The organism is Pedobacter sp. G11 (genome assembly GCF_003860265.1).
Taxonomy (GTDB): Bacteria; Bacteroidota; Bacteroidia; order Sphingobacteriales; family Sphingobacteriaceae; genus Pedobacter; species Pedobacter agri.
This window is the reverse complement of sequence record NZ_CP034190.1, coordinates 3522762-3542515: the sequence shown is the minus strand read 5'-3', so window position 1 is coordinate 3542515 and position 19754 is coordinate 3522762. Positions and strand designations below refer to the sequence as shown.

The window sequence follows — 19754 nt, the reverse complement described above, 5'->3', positions numbered from 1 at the left end:
CGGTGATCAAAAAATATAAGTAACAGAGATAGTTATACTGACGATAACCTCATTTAAAAGACAAAATGAACGATTTTTATTTAACCCTAAAAAAGCGCAGCCGCTTTATATTGAGGCAAAAGAGGACCGGGATGCAGTAATTCAAAATATTATTAATCTCCGAAAAGCACTTTGCTCATCTAAAGGAATCCCGGAGAAAAAACTTAATCTAAACCTCATTCTGGGGACCTGGAATCTCCGGGAATTGGATGGAACAAAATATAGGGGAAGAATGCGGGAATCGCTCTATTATATTGCAGAAATTATTTCAAGATTTGATCTCATTGCCACTCAGGAAGTCAGGGACGACCTTAGAATTAAACAGAATTTGCAGTATTTTGGGAAATGACTGGGGAACTTTCATTAGTTTAGTAACTGACGGGGTATCTGGAAACCATGAGCGCATGGCCTTCTTATATGACAAAAGAACGGTGTCTTTTAAAGATATAGCAGAGCAGTTGATTTTACCAAGAGAAAATTATGAAAATGCATTTGCCAGAGCACCGTATATGATTCAATTTCAATCCGGATGGCTAAAATTTGATATCTGCACTACCCACATTTACTACGGTAAAGCGTCAAAAACATCTCCGGAATATCAGCGTCGAGTGGAAGAGATCAAAAACTTAACAAGATTTTTAAAAACAAACTATTTGGAAAAGGAACGTTCCAATAATCTATTTTTATTGGGCGATTTCAACGTTGAGGATACAAAAAGCCTAACCTACGAGGCAATCACATCATCAGCCTTTCAAATACCAGAAGACATCCTAAAAACCAAATTAGGTAGTACTGTGAACCAAGATAAAATTTATGATCAAATCCTTTATTATAACAAATATGGCGATATCACTTTCAAGGACGCAGGTATTTTTAATTTTTTTGAAATAGTCTTCAAATTAAATGACACCACCTACACGGAGCGGATAAAAAAACACCTTATCAAGCCAATTGATTTGGATTCTATTTACGGGGACTTCAGAACTTATCAAATGAGTGACCATCTTCCCCTATGGTTGGAAATGAATACCGATCATGCGGAAAATTATTTCAAGATGATTTCCAAAAAAACAGATTTGTAAGTTTTGATAATAGCTAGATGCAAATTGTTTTGTTAAATCAATGTCGACTTTTGTTAATGCTAATTTGGAAATATTTTAAAGTTGAGAATTGGATTTAGTCGCAGAAAATAATAATAATAACTAGCAACGTTACTTAAAATGCAGACACTCCCAAGTAAAGGTTTGAGGTATTAATCAATTAGATGGGCTGCTCCAGAAAAGTTGAGTTAGGTATCCTTGAAAATCAATTCATAAATTTGCCTTCAGGGATGGTAACGGAACCGCTAACGAGTTTAAAATCTGGATATTTTGCCTTTATGGCTTTTGTAAAGATGGCCAGCCAGGCAGGTATTGAGGGCCTTAGTTATCTTTGCCAATACCCATCATCCTTAAATTAAATGATTTCGGACGGCCCAGTTCAACCCCCTCCCTCTTTTGATGCTAATATCGCCGTTTGCAAATTCTATCAGATTCACGGCACCCTGGAAATAAAGTTCAATTTGACCAAGCGAAGCTAAAACATCTTCAATACCTGAATAAACCTCACCTGTCTATATCCCGAAAAAGGACTTTTCTTCAGGTAGCATCGAATTGCCCAACACCATTCCTCCCGGAGAATATAATCTAGTTGCCTACACAAATGTTTTGAATAGCGAAGGAAGTCCAAAAGCAATATTCTATCACCCAATAACTATTCGAAGTACAATTGCACAAGACTTAAAGGGGGTGCTAAGCCTTTCACCTGTTAATAGAAAGGAAGAAAGCATTCGGTAAGCAATCGATATTAGCGGCATCTCAAAAAAGAATGGCGTGTTCCACCCATGCAAGTTACTTTCAGTTCTAATAATGAAAACACAACACTTACAACTGACAAGCATGGTATAGCTATTTTTGATATATTACCAAAGCAATTAAGACCGAGTCACCAAATACTGATGCTGAAGTTCGATATAAGAATGATGTACATATTACAACGCTGTTGTTACCGATCCTTCGTCAAAAAAGATTGCCATGAATTTTTACACGGAAGGCGGCTATCTCTCAAATAGCTTATCAAGCTTTGTAGGGTTTGAATGCTTCGATGAACTTGGCAGTCCTGTCAGCATGAAGGCTATTCTCTATTACGATAATGTTCCAATAGATACGATTAAGACCAACAGTTACGGACAAGGTAGATTTTTAATTAAACCCACTAGTGGCAAACGCTTTAGTTGTAAGCCAATAGATAAACAATCTTCAGCACAAACATTTAATCTGCCAGTGGCAAAATTGGACATCCCCGTATTAACAATGAATGATGCAATTGTTCAAGATACATTAAGATCTTGGTGAAAAGCCGAGTTTTCAGTACCTATCAAGTTTTAGTACACAACTACGATAAGGTTTTCTCGAAATTTAACATATCTGCTAATGCGAATGGAAGATCAGTGAAATTAATCATTAAGGATCTTCCTAAAGGAATCAATTCCATATCGATATTAGATACCTTGAATAACCCGCTTCTTGAGCGATTATTTTTTGCCCATTACAATACACTAGATCTCATCACAGCAGAAACTGATAAACGATCCTATAAAACAAGGGAAAAGGTTGGATTAAAAATTAATTTAGCAGCGTTCAACAATATTCCAGGACTAGATACAGTATCAACCGTATCGGGTGCCTGTGTCCAAGTAAACCGTCTAGAAGCAAACAAAATACAGGATCATCAATCTTATCGATACATCCAATCGGAACTGATAACTTAGGACTGCTTCAGCCAGGTATTTTGTTTAGGGATAAAAGTCAACTTGAAAACATTTTATTAATTAAGGGCTGGAGGAGATACATAGCAGAATCAGCATCGGGTGGCGAAAATCTTTCCCTTTTTAAGTGGACAAGCCGATTTATTTGATGACATTTCACCAATCTTTAACTATTTGTAAGCAATTGATCAACACGTTTTAGCGAGAAAAATATTTTTGGCTCGAAGGTGTCAATTGGGTTTGGTTTATCTAGTTAAATTTACTTTCCAATTGAAAACCTTCATTTAGAAAAAGTAAACGCATATCCGAAAAACGAAACAAGAGATTTTTTTATTTTATCCCCTTATCTATCCCCGCAATTATCCCTAATTGTCCAGGACGGTAAATCTAATTTAAAAGTCTTCAGATTAATTCTCGAGAATGAATCTCATATGGTCACAGGGCCTTCAACTGGGTAAGATTTTCTCCTAAACGATTTTAAAGTCGAATCCGACATTACCTTCGCTGATATTATGCTTGGAGACTACTACGGAATTCAACTAAGTAATAGGCTAAGAACAAATTGACTTCTTAAAGGAATACCTTACTATCTCATATCAGTAGGAAAATTTGATGAGGCTTCAAAGTCATTTGTTACAGCTGGATTTAATAGTAAGCCATATAACATTACTGACATCTTCACTGTATGTTAACTAATAATTATTAATATATATTTACCTGTTGGCAATTAGGAGAATAAAATGAACAGACATATTTTACAACAATTTGAAATATGCATTGTATTTTCTTTATGGTGACATTAAAAATGTATGAGAACAGATCCTCCATATTAACAGAAAAACAGTATAGAGTTCTACAACTTGTCTCAGAAGGATTAACAAATGCGGAGATTGGAGAAAAAATCTCTATAAGTAAGCGAACAGTTGAAGGTATAAGAGCAGAATTAATGGTAATTACTAAAACTAAAAATACTGCTGCCCTAATATCACATTGCTTTCGATGTGGGATATTGGTATAAAAAAAATGCAGATAGAAATGACTACCTGCACCTAATTAGGAATGACTTTATATTATTTTTGCCAATTTTAAACCGATTTAACATTTACGGCATTTGCGCCTTTTTTGCCCTGCTCAATATCAAATGTCACTTCGTCACCTTCACGAAGTTCTTGTTTTAAAGCTGATGCGTGAACAAATATTTCTTCACCGCCTCCTGTCTTAATGAATCCAAACCCTTTAGATTCATTGAAAAATTTTACTGTACCTGATGCCATTATCTTTTTTCTTTAAAACTATAAATTATTTTCTAAAAACAAACCATAAAACCAAGGCTAGTAACCATTGACTTTAGAAACGTCATTTAGCATCCATCCGAACCCTAAATTAAGTTTGTTAAGGCTGTCTTATCTTAAACGGACTATAAGTTCCATGTCAGCACGTTAAAAGCGCTCCCACCACAATTTGAAATATTGTGGATGGACAGAATCCGAAAATCTAAGAGCCGTGCTTAAAAGTAAAAGCAGTCCACTGTACACTTTGATTGGAATTAGTGCGCATTTCGAAGCGAAATGAATGGCCATTATAGAGAGGAACAAGTCACCATTTTCCGGGTAATCCCCAGCCAGCGTCATGTTTAATTATAGACAACAGCTTATTTCATGTATTAAAAAATAGACTATCTCTTGTTTAAATCTGAACCAGCTTTATTCAACTTTAAATTCAACAACTTTTGCTCAATTAGTTGTTGTTGTTCTTCATTGGAAAGTGGTTCTTCTAATTGTGATTTCTTAAATGTTACTTTATAGGTTTTGTCAATAAGTTTTAGCCCTTCAATGTAGAATCCTTTACTTAAAAAGCTCCTTAATTCTTTTGTCAAATCAAACAAGTCATTCGTCTCTATTGTGATTGTCGGCATACACAAAGATAAAAAACCAGAATTAAATTTAAATTCAAATAAAACGATTTACATATTTTAATAGAATGTGACCTACCAAACATTACATGAAGCTAAAAATACTCATGAAACTATAGGTCGAAATTTACTTAGGATCACTAAAATAAATAAGGAACTGGGCAAAGGGCTGCGCAAGTTATTTTTGAGATATAATAAAGTAGAATTGCCAAACAATTAAGAAGGATATAGTGCTCATACGAGAACGCGTTCCGACCAACATATTTTTAGAATACTTATGCACAAACGAATATCTATCCTGGAAGATGACGCCGGGATTAGAGATAGATTAACTCTTCTTTGGGAAAGCGAAGGCTACGAGGTTTTCACCTTTGCTGATGTGGCACCACTACAAAAAATGGAATGATCGTCATGATTATTCCATTCGATATCTGACCCTTCCTAATTTCTCTCGTTATAAACACCAAATTCCGCTATCGCAGGTGCTTCTTTGAAATCAGATAAGTTTACCCTGATATTCTCGCACCAGATCCTGTCAAACCTGAAAATGCTAACCTTTTTCTCTCCTAAAGAATGTGCGTTAATTGGCAGCCATTTTCCATTGGCGAAATATTCAAGGTTATATTTTGCACCAGAAGAATTACCTGCAGTGATGACAATCATATTGCAGGGCATCTCTTTCTCAAACTTCACTTCGTACCAGGGATACTTTACCTGCGGATTGGATGACCAGCTCGACCTGAAATTATCATCATTGGCAAAATCCATTAAATTCATGTCGTTGCTCCAGCTACTATTGCTCACTACATGCTTTGCAATATTGCTTGAAATAATTGGTGCAGGGCATGGTTGCAACCTTAATGGATTAGCAGTTCGACTATAGAGTTTTCCCATTTCTTGAAGTGCAGCAATTGCATTATCATCAATCAAACCATTTTTATTTGGCGCCACATTTAAAATAAAATTACAATAAGCGCCATTATATGGAATTAGGAATTTGTTCACCAGTTCATTTACATTTTTAACCGGTGTAGTCGGGAACGACGTTTTCCAGAACCAGTTTTGTTGTAAAGGCAAACAAGCCAGTGCGGGGAGTTTATTATTTTCTTTGGAGATAAACTGACCTGCTCCTTGCTCATATGATTTGATATCAGTATAAAACAATGCCTCTGTGGGATATTTCGCCGCATTCAAATCCATAACCAAACAATTAGGCTGCAAAGATTTAATCAGGCAGTAAATATCTTCGAAAGGAACATCGTCATAAGAGATTCTTGACCATGGCGCATCCCATCCATCGATAATCAAAGCTGTAATATCACCATAGTTCGTTAAGAGTTCTGTGATCTGATCTTTAATCAGTTTAATGTGTACCGGAGTAATTTGATTGGGGCGAATCCCGTTGTGCGTATCTAAAATCGAATAATACAACATTACTTTCAAACCATTCTTACGAAATGCATTAGCATACTCCCTTACAACGTCGCGTTTCAGCGGAGTATTCATTACGTTGTAGCTTGTCGTTTTGGTATCCCAGATGGGAAAACCACTGTGATGTTTGGTGGTTAAACAACCGTATGTCATATTGGCCGACTTCGCTGCTTTTGCCCACTGATCCGCATCAAGTTTTGGCGATTGAAACAAGGACAGCGCTGCATCCGGATCAGACCAGTCCTGATCCATAAAGGTAGGCATTCCAAAATGGATAAACATCCCAAAACCCAGATTAACAAAATCCTGCTGTAAATCTATTAATTGTTTTTTGGTGCCAGTTTGCTGGGCAGAAACCTGCTCACTGAAGACAATGCATGCAACGATGAGCGGAAGCACTGCTAATTTTTTAATATTCATATGATTAATTTATGCGGGTAATAATTAAAGGGCGGCATTTACTTTTTGTGATGCTCAAAAATAGTCCACACTGATGAATAATTTATCTAATGGAAACCTAACAAAAGCCTAACAGAAACTTAACGGCATGATATTTTGGAATAATAGCCCTATTTTTAGACTTTAGACATGAAAGAGCGCCTATATAAATCCGTCGTATTGATAAGCTTTCTCATATTGCTTTTTGTCGAGCTGAGATTAACCTACAATACCTATGTACTTCGCGACAGGGATTACAGGATAAAAGATAAGACCCTAATAAACGATGAATATGGCCGAAGCATTCCTGATGATAAGCTTTATAAAGGCGGGGGAAAGATTATAGATAGCATTTTATCCAGAAATATGTCTGGGCTAAATACCGCATACGAAAGTAATGATAAAGACTTTAAAGCGCTGGCCGCAAGGGTGAGCGATACCTTATTCCTGCACCTTAAAGCACAAAGTTCAATGGATAGCATCTTTAAGTCTATCGTTAAAAGGAATGGCTTGGATCCTAAGCTGCAGTACCTGCTTACCTTTGAATCGATTGAGATAGTTTTCAATAAAAACAAGGAAAACGTCTTCCTGTTTAACCGTAAAAGCAATAATGAAACCCTACTTCCCTCTGCCAATCCCTTTGGTGTAATTATCGATGGAACCCTTACCTTTCCAGATTTGCAAAACCGAGTCACCCACCTTTCGGTTAGCGGAACACTAATGTACGATTACCGCATTACCTTCAATTTGTTTGTTGATTCCCCAGGCAGGCCATTAAAAGTTGCTAAGGAAATGCTACCCACCTTCCTGCTGGTGGCCTTGTGTATTGCGATCATTGTAGCCATCAATTATTACACGTACATCAACTGGATGCGCCAAAAGAAAGAAGCAGAAGTAAAATCAGACTTTCTCAATAGTATTAAACACGAGTTTAACACTCCGGTAACTACCATTTTAGTGGCCAGTAAAAGTTTGCATGAAGACGCGGTATTAAACGACCGAAACCGTGTCAAAGAGTTAGTAAATATTGTAGAGCGGCAGGCCTTGCGTTTGCATTCGCATATCAATCAAATGCTTGAGATTTCAGAAATTAACAACGAAATTAACCTGGAAAAAACTGACCTGAATTATTCCGTTCTAGCCATCGTAAATGATTTTAAAATTAAAGTTCCTGAACCGCATTCCCTTGCTTTTGATCCACATCACAACGAAATTTTATTGATGATTGATCCGTTTATGTTTACCACGATGCTACAAAACATGCTCGACAATTCATTGATACACAACCTCAGCACTATTAAAAAAACCGCTGTATTCATTAGTGAAGAAAGTGATGATTTCGTTCTGCACATTAAAGATAATGGGAAAGGGATTGAAGCAGCAAGCATATCTAAAGTTTTCGATAAATTTTTTCGTGAAGAACGAGATAAAAACGTGCCTGGATTAGGTTTGGGTTTGTATTACGTCAAGCAATCGGTAGATTTACATCGCTGGCGTATTGACATAAAATCGGAAATTGGCACCGGAACGGAGTTTTTGGTATACATTCCGAAGAAATCCGTCTATTGCTAACTTCACTACAAAATGAAACAGCATGAGATACGATATTATCATCATTGAAGATGAAACAGACTTAGGAAACGTTATTTCAGAATATTTGAAACTGAGGGGATTTAGCGTGCGCTGGTTTCAATCAGCAGGCGATACATTAACGTATTACAGACAGCATCCACTTGATAATAAACTGATGATCATCGATATTCAACTCCCTGATAGGAATGGTTTTGATTTGAGTACAGAAATTGTAAAACTAAATCCCAACCAGGCTTTTTTCTTTTTAACAGCGCACAATGAAAAGCATGACCGGTTGCGGGGATTGAAAATTGGTGCTATTGATTATATTTCTAAGCCATTTGAGATTGAAGAACTGGTCCTTCGCATCGGGAACATTGTAAAGAAATTTGCCAATATTCCCGTAATTCCTAAAACACCGTTGGTAAGTTGTGTTAATTTTGGCGACATCACCTACCAAAAAGATCAACTATTTATACTTTTACCACATGGGGAAGAAATATCTTTAACAGTGCGTGAAGCCGAGGTGCTTGATCATCTATCTGCCAATATCAATCAGGTTGTTAAGAAAAAAGATCTTTTGGTTAAATTATGGGGAAATGATGATTATTTTAACGGCAAAAGCCTGGAAGTGTTCATCTCCAGGCTAAGGCGACTATTCAAAGCCTCCGCTCAGGTGAGCATAGAAAATATTTACGGATTGGGCTATATTCTGAAGGTGAAGTGAGTTACACTTGTGAGGATTACAAGTAAATTAGCTTCTAACTTGACAATATAATTTACTGAACTAAGATTTGATGCAGCCTTTGCTGATATAAACACCTAATCACTATCAAATACTCCAATATCATACAGACATACCGAGTTACAATCGACGAAAGAGGGCACAAATAATTCCCAGGCCATTCTTCAATGCTGACTGTGATTATCTTCGAAGAAATCCGAAAGCAAGATGAGACTGCTCAACAAAAACCCTAATTTTTGTAAATACTTATTAACTGTTATTTGCCTTTCGTAAGGACATCAATATTTATAGGGCGGAGGAGTGCTTATCGATTCAGCGACAATGGCTTTTTGGAACTGCATTTCATGATTGACGCTGACCATGACACCAGTAGCTACATGTTTTAGCACTATCAATGATAAAATCAAACAAGACGGTCGTGACGATGCTAAAGTAGATTTGAACGATCCAAATGAAGTGAGTTATGCGAATCAGCAAGCAAATGTGAGCACGGAAAAACATAAGGAATGTGCGAAAGCTGCAGGTACATCAAACCGGGGAAAATTCTCCAGTACATTAGTCAAATTTTAGATAGTGCCCCGTCGCAAACCGGTAAGTATAGAACTTAATGGCCTATCAAAGCTACCGGTACCGGTAGCAAAAGCGTACCCAGAATCGCCTGGTTCATTTCCCTATTTCCTGATGATGTGCACGAAAGCGTGGTTAGTAACCTCGTTCGCAGAAGTGGCAGACATTAAGGATGTGGAACTACAAGTATATTTACGAAATGCCGATGTTGTTAATATCCGGTAATGATATTTGTAAAAGGTCTGCTTAATAATAAAGCATCTACCAACGGGATACACCCCCTACTTCAGTGACTTAAAAAATCGCGTGAACAAAACATGATGAATTTGAAACGCAGTTTTATACATCAAGAAAGCATAAGTAATATTGCCGATCAACGTTCTACCTTCAAAGTACCACAATTAATTAAGAATTAATATATGAGAGTAAATAACATACTTTTGCAACATTGATCATAAATTTGTTTAGTTTATCGATCATCTAAGGTTGCCATTCCCGGTAGCCATTTCTTAATAGATTTTCGTTTGTTTGATAATAATTAGGATATCGTGAGATACCCTTTTATTACGATATCAACCACATTTTTTTTTCGCTATCTGATTGCTTAACATCAAGCTTGAGTAATAGCGATTAGAAATGCATGTCTCAATCCCCAATTTATTTTTGATGTTATTTTATTTATCATGCCAACATATTCTAAATGGTTTGTCATGCATCTTTTTCATCTTTTTATACCGTATTTATTCTAAGAATCTCTTGATTACATTTACTATAACCTTAAGCTAGTGGATGGTACTTACTGTTGGACTATACCTTGTCATGGATATGACAAGGTATATACTTATATATGAGTATTGATTTTACTAACGATATTGTTATATTGCGATAGACAATGCAGTCTTGAGAATCAATGGATGACGAGTCTCATCTTTCGCGATGAAAGCTAATTCCCCTGTTATCAACTTAACAGGGGATATTTAAAAATTCCTCGTAATATCTTGCTGAGATTATCCTAATAGCTATATCATGGAACTTCTGACCACCTTCAGGAATATTCATGTGAGCACTTTAGGAAGAAGTGTTTCTTTAACTTTTCCCAGCCCGTCTACCCTAACGAGCTCTCGAATAAAATCATTATGCATTGTAATTGGAATGGTTTCGCCACAACGCCGCAGGATGACCATCTAAAGCATCATTTTTTTTAATCAAATGTCTCAGAAACAAATTAGGGTTGTCCAGAAAAGATTTTGTTAAGGTGAAGTGTTCTGTACTTTCATAATCGGTTTCTAAAATACCATTTTCATCAAACTGAAAAATAGCAGCACCTGGATAGCAAATTAGAATTGGCGAATGTGTGGCAATTAAAAATTGTGCACGTCCACTAGTTTCCAGCTCATTAATGACCGCCATAAAAGCAAGAATTCGGGCAGGAGACAAGGCTGCCTCAGGCTCATCGAGGATATAGATGCCAGATTCAAACTGATTGCTAAACAATGATAAAAACGATTCACCATGAGATTGTGCATGTAAAGATTTACCACCATATGCATTTAATATCCTCCTATCATCCTTGGCCAGTTCATCGATATAGCTTGCAAAGTTGAAGAAGCTTTCAGCCCTCATAAAAAAGCCTTCCGAAATCCTCCTTGGATTCCAGGACAACTTGAGGTATGGAGCCATTGCCGATTCGTATCCCCCAAAGCGATGCCCCGTATTATGATTATGGTTCCGATTTCCACCTCTTAAACTAAACTCACAACGTTCCGCGATCGCTTCCAGTAAAGTAGATTTACCTGAGCCATTTTCGCCCACAAAAAAGGTTACATTCCTTTGTAGGTTTAATTGAATACCGTTATGAAAACTAGGAATTCCCTGCAGGTATGGGTGATCATTAAAGCCAGTGGCAGATAAAGAAGTTAAAAACGGCACGCAAAATAGTTAAAGTTATACTAATACGAAGTTAATATAAATGCTTTTTAAAGCGAAAATAGATTTCCAATTTTATGAGAGATTACGAATTCGAAGTATGCTGATGTACCATCCTATTAGGTACTAAAATATAATAAATGATTGACAGCAATGTTAAAGTCATCTCTAAATTTAGTTCACTGTGATACCAACCCATTATTAAGTACTAACATTTAATTTGATTAACGGGATGAGTTTCTGATGTTTCAGGAAAAATTAGATTTAAACAAAATACGGTACGTACTTTAAACACATCATATTGTTAAGTCTCTGCCCCTCAAAAGAAACTCATAACAATTCGTTCAAGACACTGTCCGGCATGGACCTGAACATTCAAAAGCTTTAAACCGATCTTGAACATCTTCTTCAGCGGAATGAATATTAGCTTAAAATTAATATTGTCATAATAAGTTTAGTATGGTGATAAGGTAGTTTTGCACTTAAAATATTGACCGTTATTTATGAAAAGAAAATTAACAATTATTAGCTTACTGTTATTATCAGCAACTGGCTTTTCTCAGCAAAAACTGGATGTTCAGGCCCATCGCGGGGGTATGGCATTATTACCCGAAAACACCATTCCTGCAATGTTAAATGCTGTAAAACTGGGCGCAAAAACTTTAGAGCTGGATGTAGTGATATCTGCAGATGGCAAAGTTGTAGTTTCTCATGATGGGTACATGTCAGCTGCATTTATGAGTAAACCGGATGGCACTGATGTACACAAAGATGAGCAGAAAGAATTGAGCCTATATAAGATGACTTACGACAGCATTCGCACGTACCACTCAGGGTTAAAAGCTCACCCGATGTTTCCTGCGCAAAAGCAAATAAAAACATATAAGCCACTCTTGGGCGATCTGATAGACAGTGTAGAAAATTATGTAAAAGAAAACAATCTTAAACAGGTGTATTACAACATAGAAACCAAGTGTTCACCTGCCGGGGATGGGAAATACAATCCCACGCCAGAGATTTTTGTCAAAGCATTAATGGATGTTATCAATTCAAAGGAAATAAAACCGCGATTGACCGTTCAGTCTTTCGATGTGAGAACACTCAAAATCCTGCACCAGGGTGAACCAAATGTCAAACTATCACTACTAGTTCAGGGCAAAATGAACCTTACCAAAGATCAGCTTCAGAAATATGGTTTATCGGCCAAGGAAGTAGAGGAATATTTCAAGCAGCTGAATTCTAAAAAAAGCGGTCTCGAAGAGGACCTCAAAAATCTAGGATTCATTCCCAATATCTACAGTCCATACTATAGTGGAGTGGATATGGATATGGTTAAAAAAGTTCATGAGAAAAATATGTTGATCCTCCCGTGGACAGTTGATAAAGAGGAAGATATGATTGCCTTGGCAAAGCTCGGAGTTGATGGAATAATCACAAACAGTCCCGACTTATTAATCAGATTAATGGGCAGCTATCAAAAAAAGTAAAAGAATTCATAAAACACAAAGGCTGATTATTTCAGTCCATCAGCCTTTGCGTTCTACAAAAGATAAATGTTTTTGCGTGTCGTATTTAATCCAACAATTCGCCCATACCAAACATGCTTAACCCTTTTGCATACTGAACCTCGACTGCGAGATTTGCTGCATGGATGAATTCTCCGGTTATCGAATCTACAACCGTTCTCAATGGTCTTTTGCCCTTTTCCAGACCGATCAATTTAACGATAGCGTCTGCTACATCCTGCGGATTAGGTTTTTTAGCATGCATCAATTCACCAATTGCAGCGACCATTTTACCAGGAACATCGGCAATAGCCTTATAACCTTCTGAAACAGAAGCATCAGCCCCTGGGTTATTCTTTTGTGCCATCTCCGTCGGAAAAGCTCCCGGCTCAACAATCGCCACATCTATACCCAAAGATTTTAACTCATAATGTAATCCCTCACTTAATCCCTCCAGTGCGAACTTGGAAGCACCATACATTGCGGCAAAGGGAAAGGAAACCCGTCCGAAACCACTGGTGATATTGATAATTTGACCCTCCGACTGCTTGCGCATCAATGGCAAGACCTGCTTGATCAATCTCCATGGCGCAAAAAAGTTCACATCAAACATTGCCTGTGCATCCGCTGTGGTAAGACTTTCGGTGAATCCGTTTATGGAAACACCGGCATTGTTAACCAAAACATCAACTCGTCCCTCCTTTTGATACACCTGATCAACCGCTTCTTTCACGCTTTCATCATCCGTTAGCGTGACATCTAAAACATGTACATTTTCTAAAGCCGACAGCTCTTCTGCCTTTTCTACATTCTTGCCTTTGGTATCCCGCATGGTTGCATATACCTGATGCCCCAAAGCAGCTAAGCTATGTGCCGCTAACCAACCGAAACCACTATTCGTTCCTGTTATTATTACAATCTTTTTGTTCATCTTTCTTTTTTTTATAATGAATGAGACAAAAATTGGCATCAGAAACAAAAAAACATTTACCATTTGGTAAAAAGCGGAACTATCGGATATTTCTGCGTATTCTACTCAGCGATTGCTGCGTGATACCGAGATAGGATGCCACAAAAGAAAGGGGAATACGATTAACGAGAGAAGGAAAATTTTGAATGAATGACAAATATCGGGTGCTGGCATCTTCGGAAACCAGCGGGCTTCTTCTTTCCATTGCCAAGGTTAAACATTTTTTTACAACATTGGATTTAATCACTTCAAAACCCACAATCGTATTGGAAATATCATCCCAGTCCCTTTTTGAAAAAGCCAGAATTTTACAGTCCGTAACGGCCTGTATGTATTCAGAGGCAACAATTTGAGATTCGAATTTTTCGTTGTCAACCACAAAATTACCTTCATCAACAAAATAGTTGGTCACCTCATCGCCCTTATTATTGTAATAACAAAAGCGAAATACACCTTCCAGAACAAAACCTACGTGTCTGGGCACTATCCCCGCTTCCGAAAAATATTCATCTTTCTTCATGTCAAGTGTTTTGGCCTTGCTTAAAATAAAATCAGTTTGCTGTTTATTTAAAACCCCAAATTGTAAAATTAAATTGATAAGCGCTTTCATAGGCGAAAGATAAGGCCTCAATAAAGCACATCATCCACAATATGATAAAAATGAAAATGTTTAGACATATTTCCATAAATTCTAAGCGATCTTAACGATTCTTTGCCAATGGGAAAAACTGGAGACTGGGATATTATTTCCAAACTAATAAAAACTTTTTTCGGGCATTTTCTCCCTGTAAACATTCCAGAAATCATGATCAAATGCCTCAATTCTATTGGCGCAAAATAAAGTTGATTTCTCTCTTTTATACAGGAACAAGATTAAATGATAAGCCTTATTTACCGGGAAAAGGTATATAGATGATAAGTGGCTACAAAGTCCATTGCAGCCACTATTAATAAAACGAAAGTATATAACCGGATATATATACTTAACAAATATAGGCAACGATTGTAAAGTGAAGTTTAATGTTATATTAAAAAATCATCTATACCCCAATCAATTGAGCTATCCTAGTTTTCCAAAATTTTATATTTTTTACTCTGACTGAAAACCTTCCCATACATGTTGGTTGCCTTTACTTCAATAAGGTGCTCTCCTGCGGTTAGATTCATAGGGATAGCTGCTCTCCAAAGATGTTTGCATTCTGCTGCCATACTTGGTCTTCTTCCGGTAAGTAATGTTTCGGTATTATCCCATTTATGCAACGTAGAAAGAAAATTTGGATCTTGTTCTAAAACATAAGTCATTTTCTTCCATTTACCATTGTCTATTCTAAAAAGCACCTCATCTTTTTCACTACCCATAAAAAAGTTAGCATAAATCCCTGCTGAAGTTTTTTTGTCTTTTTCCAGCACTTTAGGCGCATAAATATCAATCTGATAACTCTTTTCTTTGCCCGCAACCTTATAATCAACATTGTATTGATTTCCTTTGAAATTGATAAAGGCATATCCTTTTGGCGTACCATCGCTCATCGTGGATACCGGCACGCCAATTTCATTGAGTTCTCCTGAATACCAGTTGCCCGAAGTAGTACCCACATTATAATGATGATGGGCTTTGGGTTGCTTCCAACCATCCTTTTGACTAAAAAACATTTGCTTTTGATTGTGGGTATGTGCCGACATGGATAAAGTATTCGGGAAGTCACTCAATAAATTAAAAAGCTCAGTTCTGTCAGCGTCCCTGAAAGCTTCATTTTCGCCGGCAAAACCAATAGGGATATGGAAGGCAATCACAATGAGTTTATCTTTGGGCACAAATTTTAAGTCATTTTTTACAAATTCCAATTGATCTTTCCTTAGGCCACCCCAGTAAGATTTACCACCCCTTGGATCTGGATAAATAATGTCATCGAGCACAATGAAATGAACATCTGCATAATTGAAAGCGTAATCTGCAGGCCCAAAGTGTGCCTCATAAGATTCGTCTGAATATCGATCTTCCTTAACATCAAAATTGATATCATGATTGCCCATGAGGTTATACCACGGAATACCAATTTTCTTTACAGCCTTGATATAGGGCGTGAATAATGAGGGATCGTTTCCAACCAGATCGCCCATACTTAATCCGAACTGAACATTCTTTATATTTTCCACTTCAGCAACTACGCCTTTTGCAAAATAATCAATCTCTGTTAAATTGTACGCCTGTGGATCACCAAAGATCAATGCCGTAAAATCTGGATTTTCTTGAGCAGCAGTGAGCGGAAAGTCGACCGATTTAGGCAACTCGCCTGTTGGTGAAACCCCTTTGTACTTCAAAACCGGTGAACCATTCGGTTTGTGGTTATAAAAAAATTGAGGCAATTGGTCATCATTTACCGGCACTTTGTAGCCTGTGGGTTTGATGACGGAAATGATCTGATCATTGCCGATAGGGAGTTCATACCTGCCCTTCTCATCGGTTTGTACCACTTCCACGCCATTCGTTACAGAAATTCTGGATAATCCTTTTTCTGATCGATCATGCTTTCCGTTTTTATTTGCATCAATATACACAAAACCTGTTACTTTTTGCTGTGCAAAAACACTCAACGAGAAGATCATCCCCGTTCCAAGTAATATTATATTTTTCATTTTTAACTGTTAACGAATTGTTAGAATTTGAGATTCAATTCAAAAAAAAACTGCCCCAATTGGGGCAGCTAAAAGCGTCTAATTGATTACCCTTGTTGCTCCGGTCATTTCCTGAATCACCGCGAGTGGTGATGTTTTAGGAACTGCCACTGTTTTGTGGCTGCGCTTGGTGGTCCAGGTTTTGGTCGCGGCGTTGTAAACACCACCTAAATAACTGAACTGGGCAGCTTCCGGATTAGCACCAACCTTATCGGTATTGGTGCCCTGACGGTAAAAAGGCTGAAAACTTGTTCCATTATTTCTTTTGTAAAAATCGTTATCAACAATGGCATAACCTACGCCACTTGCAAATGCATTTCCTGTTCCTGCATAAAATGCAACATCAGATGGAACGGTATTCAAACCAACATTAGTTGTTGCAAAAACGGCCATTCCGGCTGCATTACCACTGTTGGCCAGTAAGTTTGCAGTAACATCACCCACCCCATCATCGCCAGGCAGATTGTTATATAACTTGCTCACTACCCAGTTTGCCTGACTGATATCTGTTGAGTTTGTACCACCAATTACCTTATAGCCGCCTACATAAAAAAATGTACCTTTTGCAACAGTTCCTCTGGTGATATTGAATTTATAGGTACGTAACCCGCCTGTTGCCCAACCGCCTGTTGGCGCACCCGTTGGGGTTGAAGCACCGGCATTGTTCGTAGTGAATACACTAAATGGTTTTTGTCTGAAATCCAGATCCTGCGTTGCCATTAACTGGATATATTCGTAATTGGCATCTGTTCCATCAGGATCTGCAAAATAACCAGTAATAATTGCAGGATTCGGACCAAGAGGAACCGAAGGATCTACAACAATACTTGTTGCCATAAAATCAGATTTGATTCGAGGCCATATTTGCGGTACGCCAGTTGCCGAGGGAATAATTAAACCCATCACATTTGCTGAATATGGCAGGAATTCTGTTTTGAAAGTTGCTGTACTATTCACATTCATCTGAATATTACCCGACCCTTCATTAAAAGTTTTAACACCTTCAATACGCTCTACCCCAATATTTGGTTCGAAGTTTGAGTTATAAACAACACCAAATAAACCCTCAAAATTTTCAGGTTTAGCTAACATGGTGACAGCAGATACCGGTGTCATAATCACATTGATACCACTAGCCACTTTTTGAACATTTGAAGCTGGGATACCTGTAATCTGAAGTACGCCGTTTAATCTTTTGAGTACACCGCCTTCAATTCTGATGTGTACCGAATCACCTGGAAGGTAGTTCGCAGCCGAGGCACCAATATTAATGGCTATCCCCCTCAACGAATCGATAGTTGCACTTACTTTTCTTGAATTTTGGACAAAAAGCAAACCTTCTGGCAGGTTTCTGCCAGTGTGATCTGAAGTAACCTGACCAGCAATGACCGTCGCTTCTCTCATCTCTTCCTTCGTAAGGGTAACATCGTTTCCTTTATAAAGCTTGCGAATATCCAAATTTGATATAAATGGACTCGGTGTACTGATCACAAACTTATGATCTTGTTTACTGCAGGCTGCCAGAATGAATAGCAATGCGCCTGCGACAAGTAAATTTATTTTGAAGATCTTTTTCATATCTGATAAAATTGGCTTAAGGTCTTTGCCACCAAACTAATGTATTAATGTCGTCAGCGCCTTGGGCAGCAACAGCGTTTCTGTAACTTGTTGGGTTGGTAGATTGTGTAATCAATGGATAATTTAACCTGGCTGGCATCCGTCCGCCGTTCACTAAACCAGGGCCTTTAGGAAGGATGGGATGCCCTGTACGTCTATATTCAAACCATTGTTGAAAATCGACCAGAAACATTGCATAATACTTTTGTACCAGAATAGATTCCATCTGGCTTTTGCTCCCAAAAGCAGTGGCGTCTAATGGCAAAGTAGCATCCCAGGTTAACCCAGCGGTATTAATATAATTCTGAAAATTAGCATCCGTAGGATTGGTAATGTAAGTAGGCATCCAGTAATTAATTGCATCTGCCATTCCTTTATAGTAGTAGTTTTGAACCGGACCTGAAATCCATCCTTTAGCCGCAGCTTCAGCTTTTATAAAAGCAACCTCGGCACTGTTCATGATAATCCCCGTGTTTACGTCGGTTTGTAAGGTCAGTTTATTTTCCGTATCTGAATTGAAATGCGTTTGTTGCACCACCCCCGATCCTGGGGAATAACCACTCGAAACGCCAACCCATCCATCTGGTCCCCTATCAAGTCCGAAACGCGGCACGCTTGCGGTACCTAAAGCCGGATCAACACGAGGATCATCCCAGTTTACCAGTTTCCCCAAGAAGAAATCGCAAACTGGCATATTTCTAAAATCAACGGCCCTGATATTTACCATGAATGGGGAAGAAAACACAGCGGTGCTGCTGTTTGTTCCGTTCCATAAAATCCTGGCAGTTTGGGAATTATTTTCCATCACCGGATACTCTGCTGGCGCAGTATCTACCATTTGTTTGATCTTGGCGATGGTAGTAGCCGAAACTTCAGCCTTACCGGCTACACGCAATAACAACCTTAGGTACAAAGAGTTGCCGAAACGTCTCCATTTAGAAACATCTCCTTTAAAAACAGGGTCACTGGTAGGCACAATGGCAGTACCTTCTTTTAAAAGTTGATTGGCCTGCTCAAGTTTTAGAAACATATCTTCATAAATTGCCCGTTGTTTATCAAATGCGGGCTCCATGATATCTGCTTTGCCAGAATTCGCATCCGAGTAAGGCACATCACCATAAGTATCAGTGAGCAACGAATAAACCCAACTTTGTGTAATCAGTGATATCGCTTGGTAAGATTTATTTATCGATCCCGGCTGGCTGGCGATGGTGTAGATATCTCTTAAGTCTGTTAGGTTGGTATACCAGTTATTCCAGGTATAATCGGCCTGGTTTCTACGTACGTCATAGCGAAATACCCTTCCTTCAGAATCGTTGATTTCAACCGTTACCTGCATCAACTGGTTATTGAAATTCCAGTTGCGCACCATGTTGGCATTGAGCACGTTTACCAGTGCGGGTGTAAGCAACTGGTGTGCTTCAGCAGTTCTTCTGCCTATTGGATCTGTGTTCACCTCCGTAAAATCCTTTGTACAAGAAACTGTCGATAAGGAAAGAATGGTTAACAGCAAATAGATTATATTTTTATTATTTTTCATGATATCTATA

17 protein-coding genes are annotated in these 19754 nt (G+C 38.0%); 8 read left to right on the top strand and 9 right to left on the bottom strand.

Annotation, left to right across the window (positions count from 1 at the left end):
• Window positions 1-293 precede the first annotated feature (293 nt).
• The 3 genes from EA772_RS15370 to EA772_RS22470 all read left to right on the top strand — a co-directional run bounded on the left by EA772_RS15370 (window position 294) and on the right by EA772_RS22470 (window position 3863).
• Entirely contained in the window at window positions 294-1121 is an 828-nt protein-coding gene (locus tag EA772_RS15370; protein ID WP_124913977.1) for a hypothetical protein, read from the top strand.
• 990 nt (window positions 1122-2111) lie between these two features.
• On the top strand, window positions 2112-2432 hold the full coding sequence (locus EA772_RS15365; RefSeq protein WP_124913976.1) for a hypothetical protein: 321 nt from the start codon (window positions 2112-2114) through the stop codon (window positions 2430-2432).
• Between the two features lie 1185 nt (window positions 2433-3617).
• Window positions 3618-3863: a response regulator transcription factor gene (locus tag EA772_RS22470; protein WP_124913975.1), complete on the top strand. Its 246-nt coding sequence runs from the start codon at window positions 3618-3620 to the stop codon at window positions 3861-3863.
• 67 nt (window positions 3864-3930) lie between these two features.
• On the opposite strand, the gene EA772_RS15355 is transcribed toward EA772_RS22470, so the two are convergent.
• On the bottom strand, window positions 3931-4119 hold the full coding sequence (locus EA772_RS15355; protein WP_124913974.1) for a cold-shock protein: 189 nt from the start codon (window positions 4117-4119) through the stop codon (window positions 3931-3933).
• Window positions 4120-4520: 401 nt separating this feature from the next.
• Window positions 4521-4760 (bottom strand): hypothetical protein, encoded by a 240-nt coding sequence (locus EA772_RS15350; protein WP_124913973.1) that lies wholly within the window; start codon window positions 4758-4760, stop codon window positions 4521-4523.
• Window positions 4761-5034: 274 nt separating this feature from the next.
• On the opposite strand from EA772_RS15350, the gene EA772_RS22385 reads away from it, so the two are divergent.
• A complete protein-coding gene (locus EA772_RS22385) occupies window positions 5035-5163 on the top strand; it encodes a hypothetical protein (protein WP_256369995.1) in 129 nt (42 codons plus the stop codon).
• A 35-nt stretch (window positions 5164-5198) separates the two neighbouring features.
• Here the strand turns inward: EA772_RS22385 and EA772_RS15345 are convergent, their stop codons facing one another.
• A complete protein-coding gene (locus tag EA772_RS15345) occupies window positions 5199-6608 on the bottom strand; it encodes an alpha-L-fucosidase (protein ID WP_124913972.1) in 1410 nt (469 codons plus the stop codon).
• A gap of 168 nt (window positions 6609-6776) precedes the next feature.
• On the opposite strand from EA772_RS15345, the gene EA772_RS15340 reads away from it, so the two are divergent.
• The 3 genes from EA772_RS15340 (at window position 6777) to EA772_RS15330 (ending at window position 9513) form a co-directional block, all read left to right on the top strand.
• A complete protein-coding gene (locus tag EA772_RS15340) occupies window positions 6777-8198 on the top strand; it encodes a sensor histidine kinase KdpD (protein ID WP_124913971.1) in 1422 nt (473 codons plus the stop codon).
• 22 nt (window positions 8199-8220) lie between these two features.
• A complete protein-coding gene (locus EA772_RS15335; RefSeq protein WP_124913970.1) occupies window positions 8221-8925 on the top strand; it encodes a response regulator transcription factor in 705 nt (234 codons plus the stop codon).
• Between the two features lie 378 nt (window positions 8926-9303).
• Entirely contained in the window at window positions 9304-9513 is a 210-nt protein-coding gene (locus tag EA772_RS15330; protein WP_246833947.1) for a hypothetical protein, read from the top strand.
• A gap of 1131 nt (window positions 9514-10644) precedes the next feature.
• Here EA772_RS15330 and EA772_RS15325 read toward each other — a convergent pair.
• Complete coding sequence (locus EA772_RS15325) at window positions 10645-11439, bottom strand: AAA family ATPase (protein WP_124913969.1); 795 nt, start codon at window positions 11437-11439, stop codon at window positions 10645-10647.
• A gap of 500 nt (window positions 11440-11939) precedes the next feature.
• Here EA772_RS15325 and EA772_RS15320 point away from each other — a divergent pair, with 500 nt between their 5' ends.
• Complete coding sequence (locus EA772_RS15320; protein WP_124913968.1) at window positions 11940-12923, top strand: glycerophosphodiester phosphodiesterase family protein; 984 nt, start codon at window positions 11940-11942, stop codon at window positions 12921-12923.
• 85 nt (window positions 12924-13008) lie between these two features.
• Here the strand turns inward: EA772_RS15320 and EA772_RS15315 are convergent, their stop codons facing one another.
• The 5 genes from EA772_RS15315 to EA772_RS15295 form a co-directional block, all read right to left on the bottom strand.
• On the bottom strand, window positions 13009-13872 hold the full coding sequence (locus EA772_RS15315) for an SDR family oxidoreductase (RefSeq protein ID WP_124913967.1): 864 nt from the start codon (window positions 13870-13872) through the stop codon (window positions 13009-13011).
• Between the two features lie 79 nt (window positions 13873-13951).
• On the bottom strand, window positions 13952-14521 hold the full coding sequence (locus EA772_RS15310) for a Crp/Fnr family transcriptional regulator (RefSeq protein ID WP_124913966.1): 570 nt from the start codon (window positions 14519-14521) through the stop codon (window positions 13952-13954).
• Window positions 14522-14976: 455 nt separating this feature from the next.
• Window positions 14977-16548, bottom strand: coding sequence for a calcineurin-like phosphoesterase family protein (locus tag EA772_RS15305; protein WP_124913965.1), 1572 nt, complete (start codon window positions 16546-16548; stop codon window positions 14977-14979).
• Between the two features lie 78 nt (window positions 16549-16626).
• On the bottom strand, window positions 16627-18165 hold the full coding sequence (locus EA772_RS15300; RefSeq protein WP_124913964.1) for a DUF5689 domain-containing protein: 1539 nt from the start codon (window positions 18163-18165) through the stop codon (window positions 16627-16629).
• A 16-nt stretch (window positions 18166-18181) separates the two neighbouring features.
• Window positions 18182-19744, bottom strand: a complete 1563-nt coding sequence (locus EA772_RS15295; protein ID WP_124913963.1) for a SusD/RagB family nutrient-binding outer membrane lipoprotein — start codon at window positions 19742-19744, stop codon at window positions 18182-18184.
• Window positions 19745-19754 lie beyond the last annotated feature (10 nt).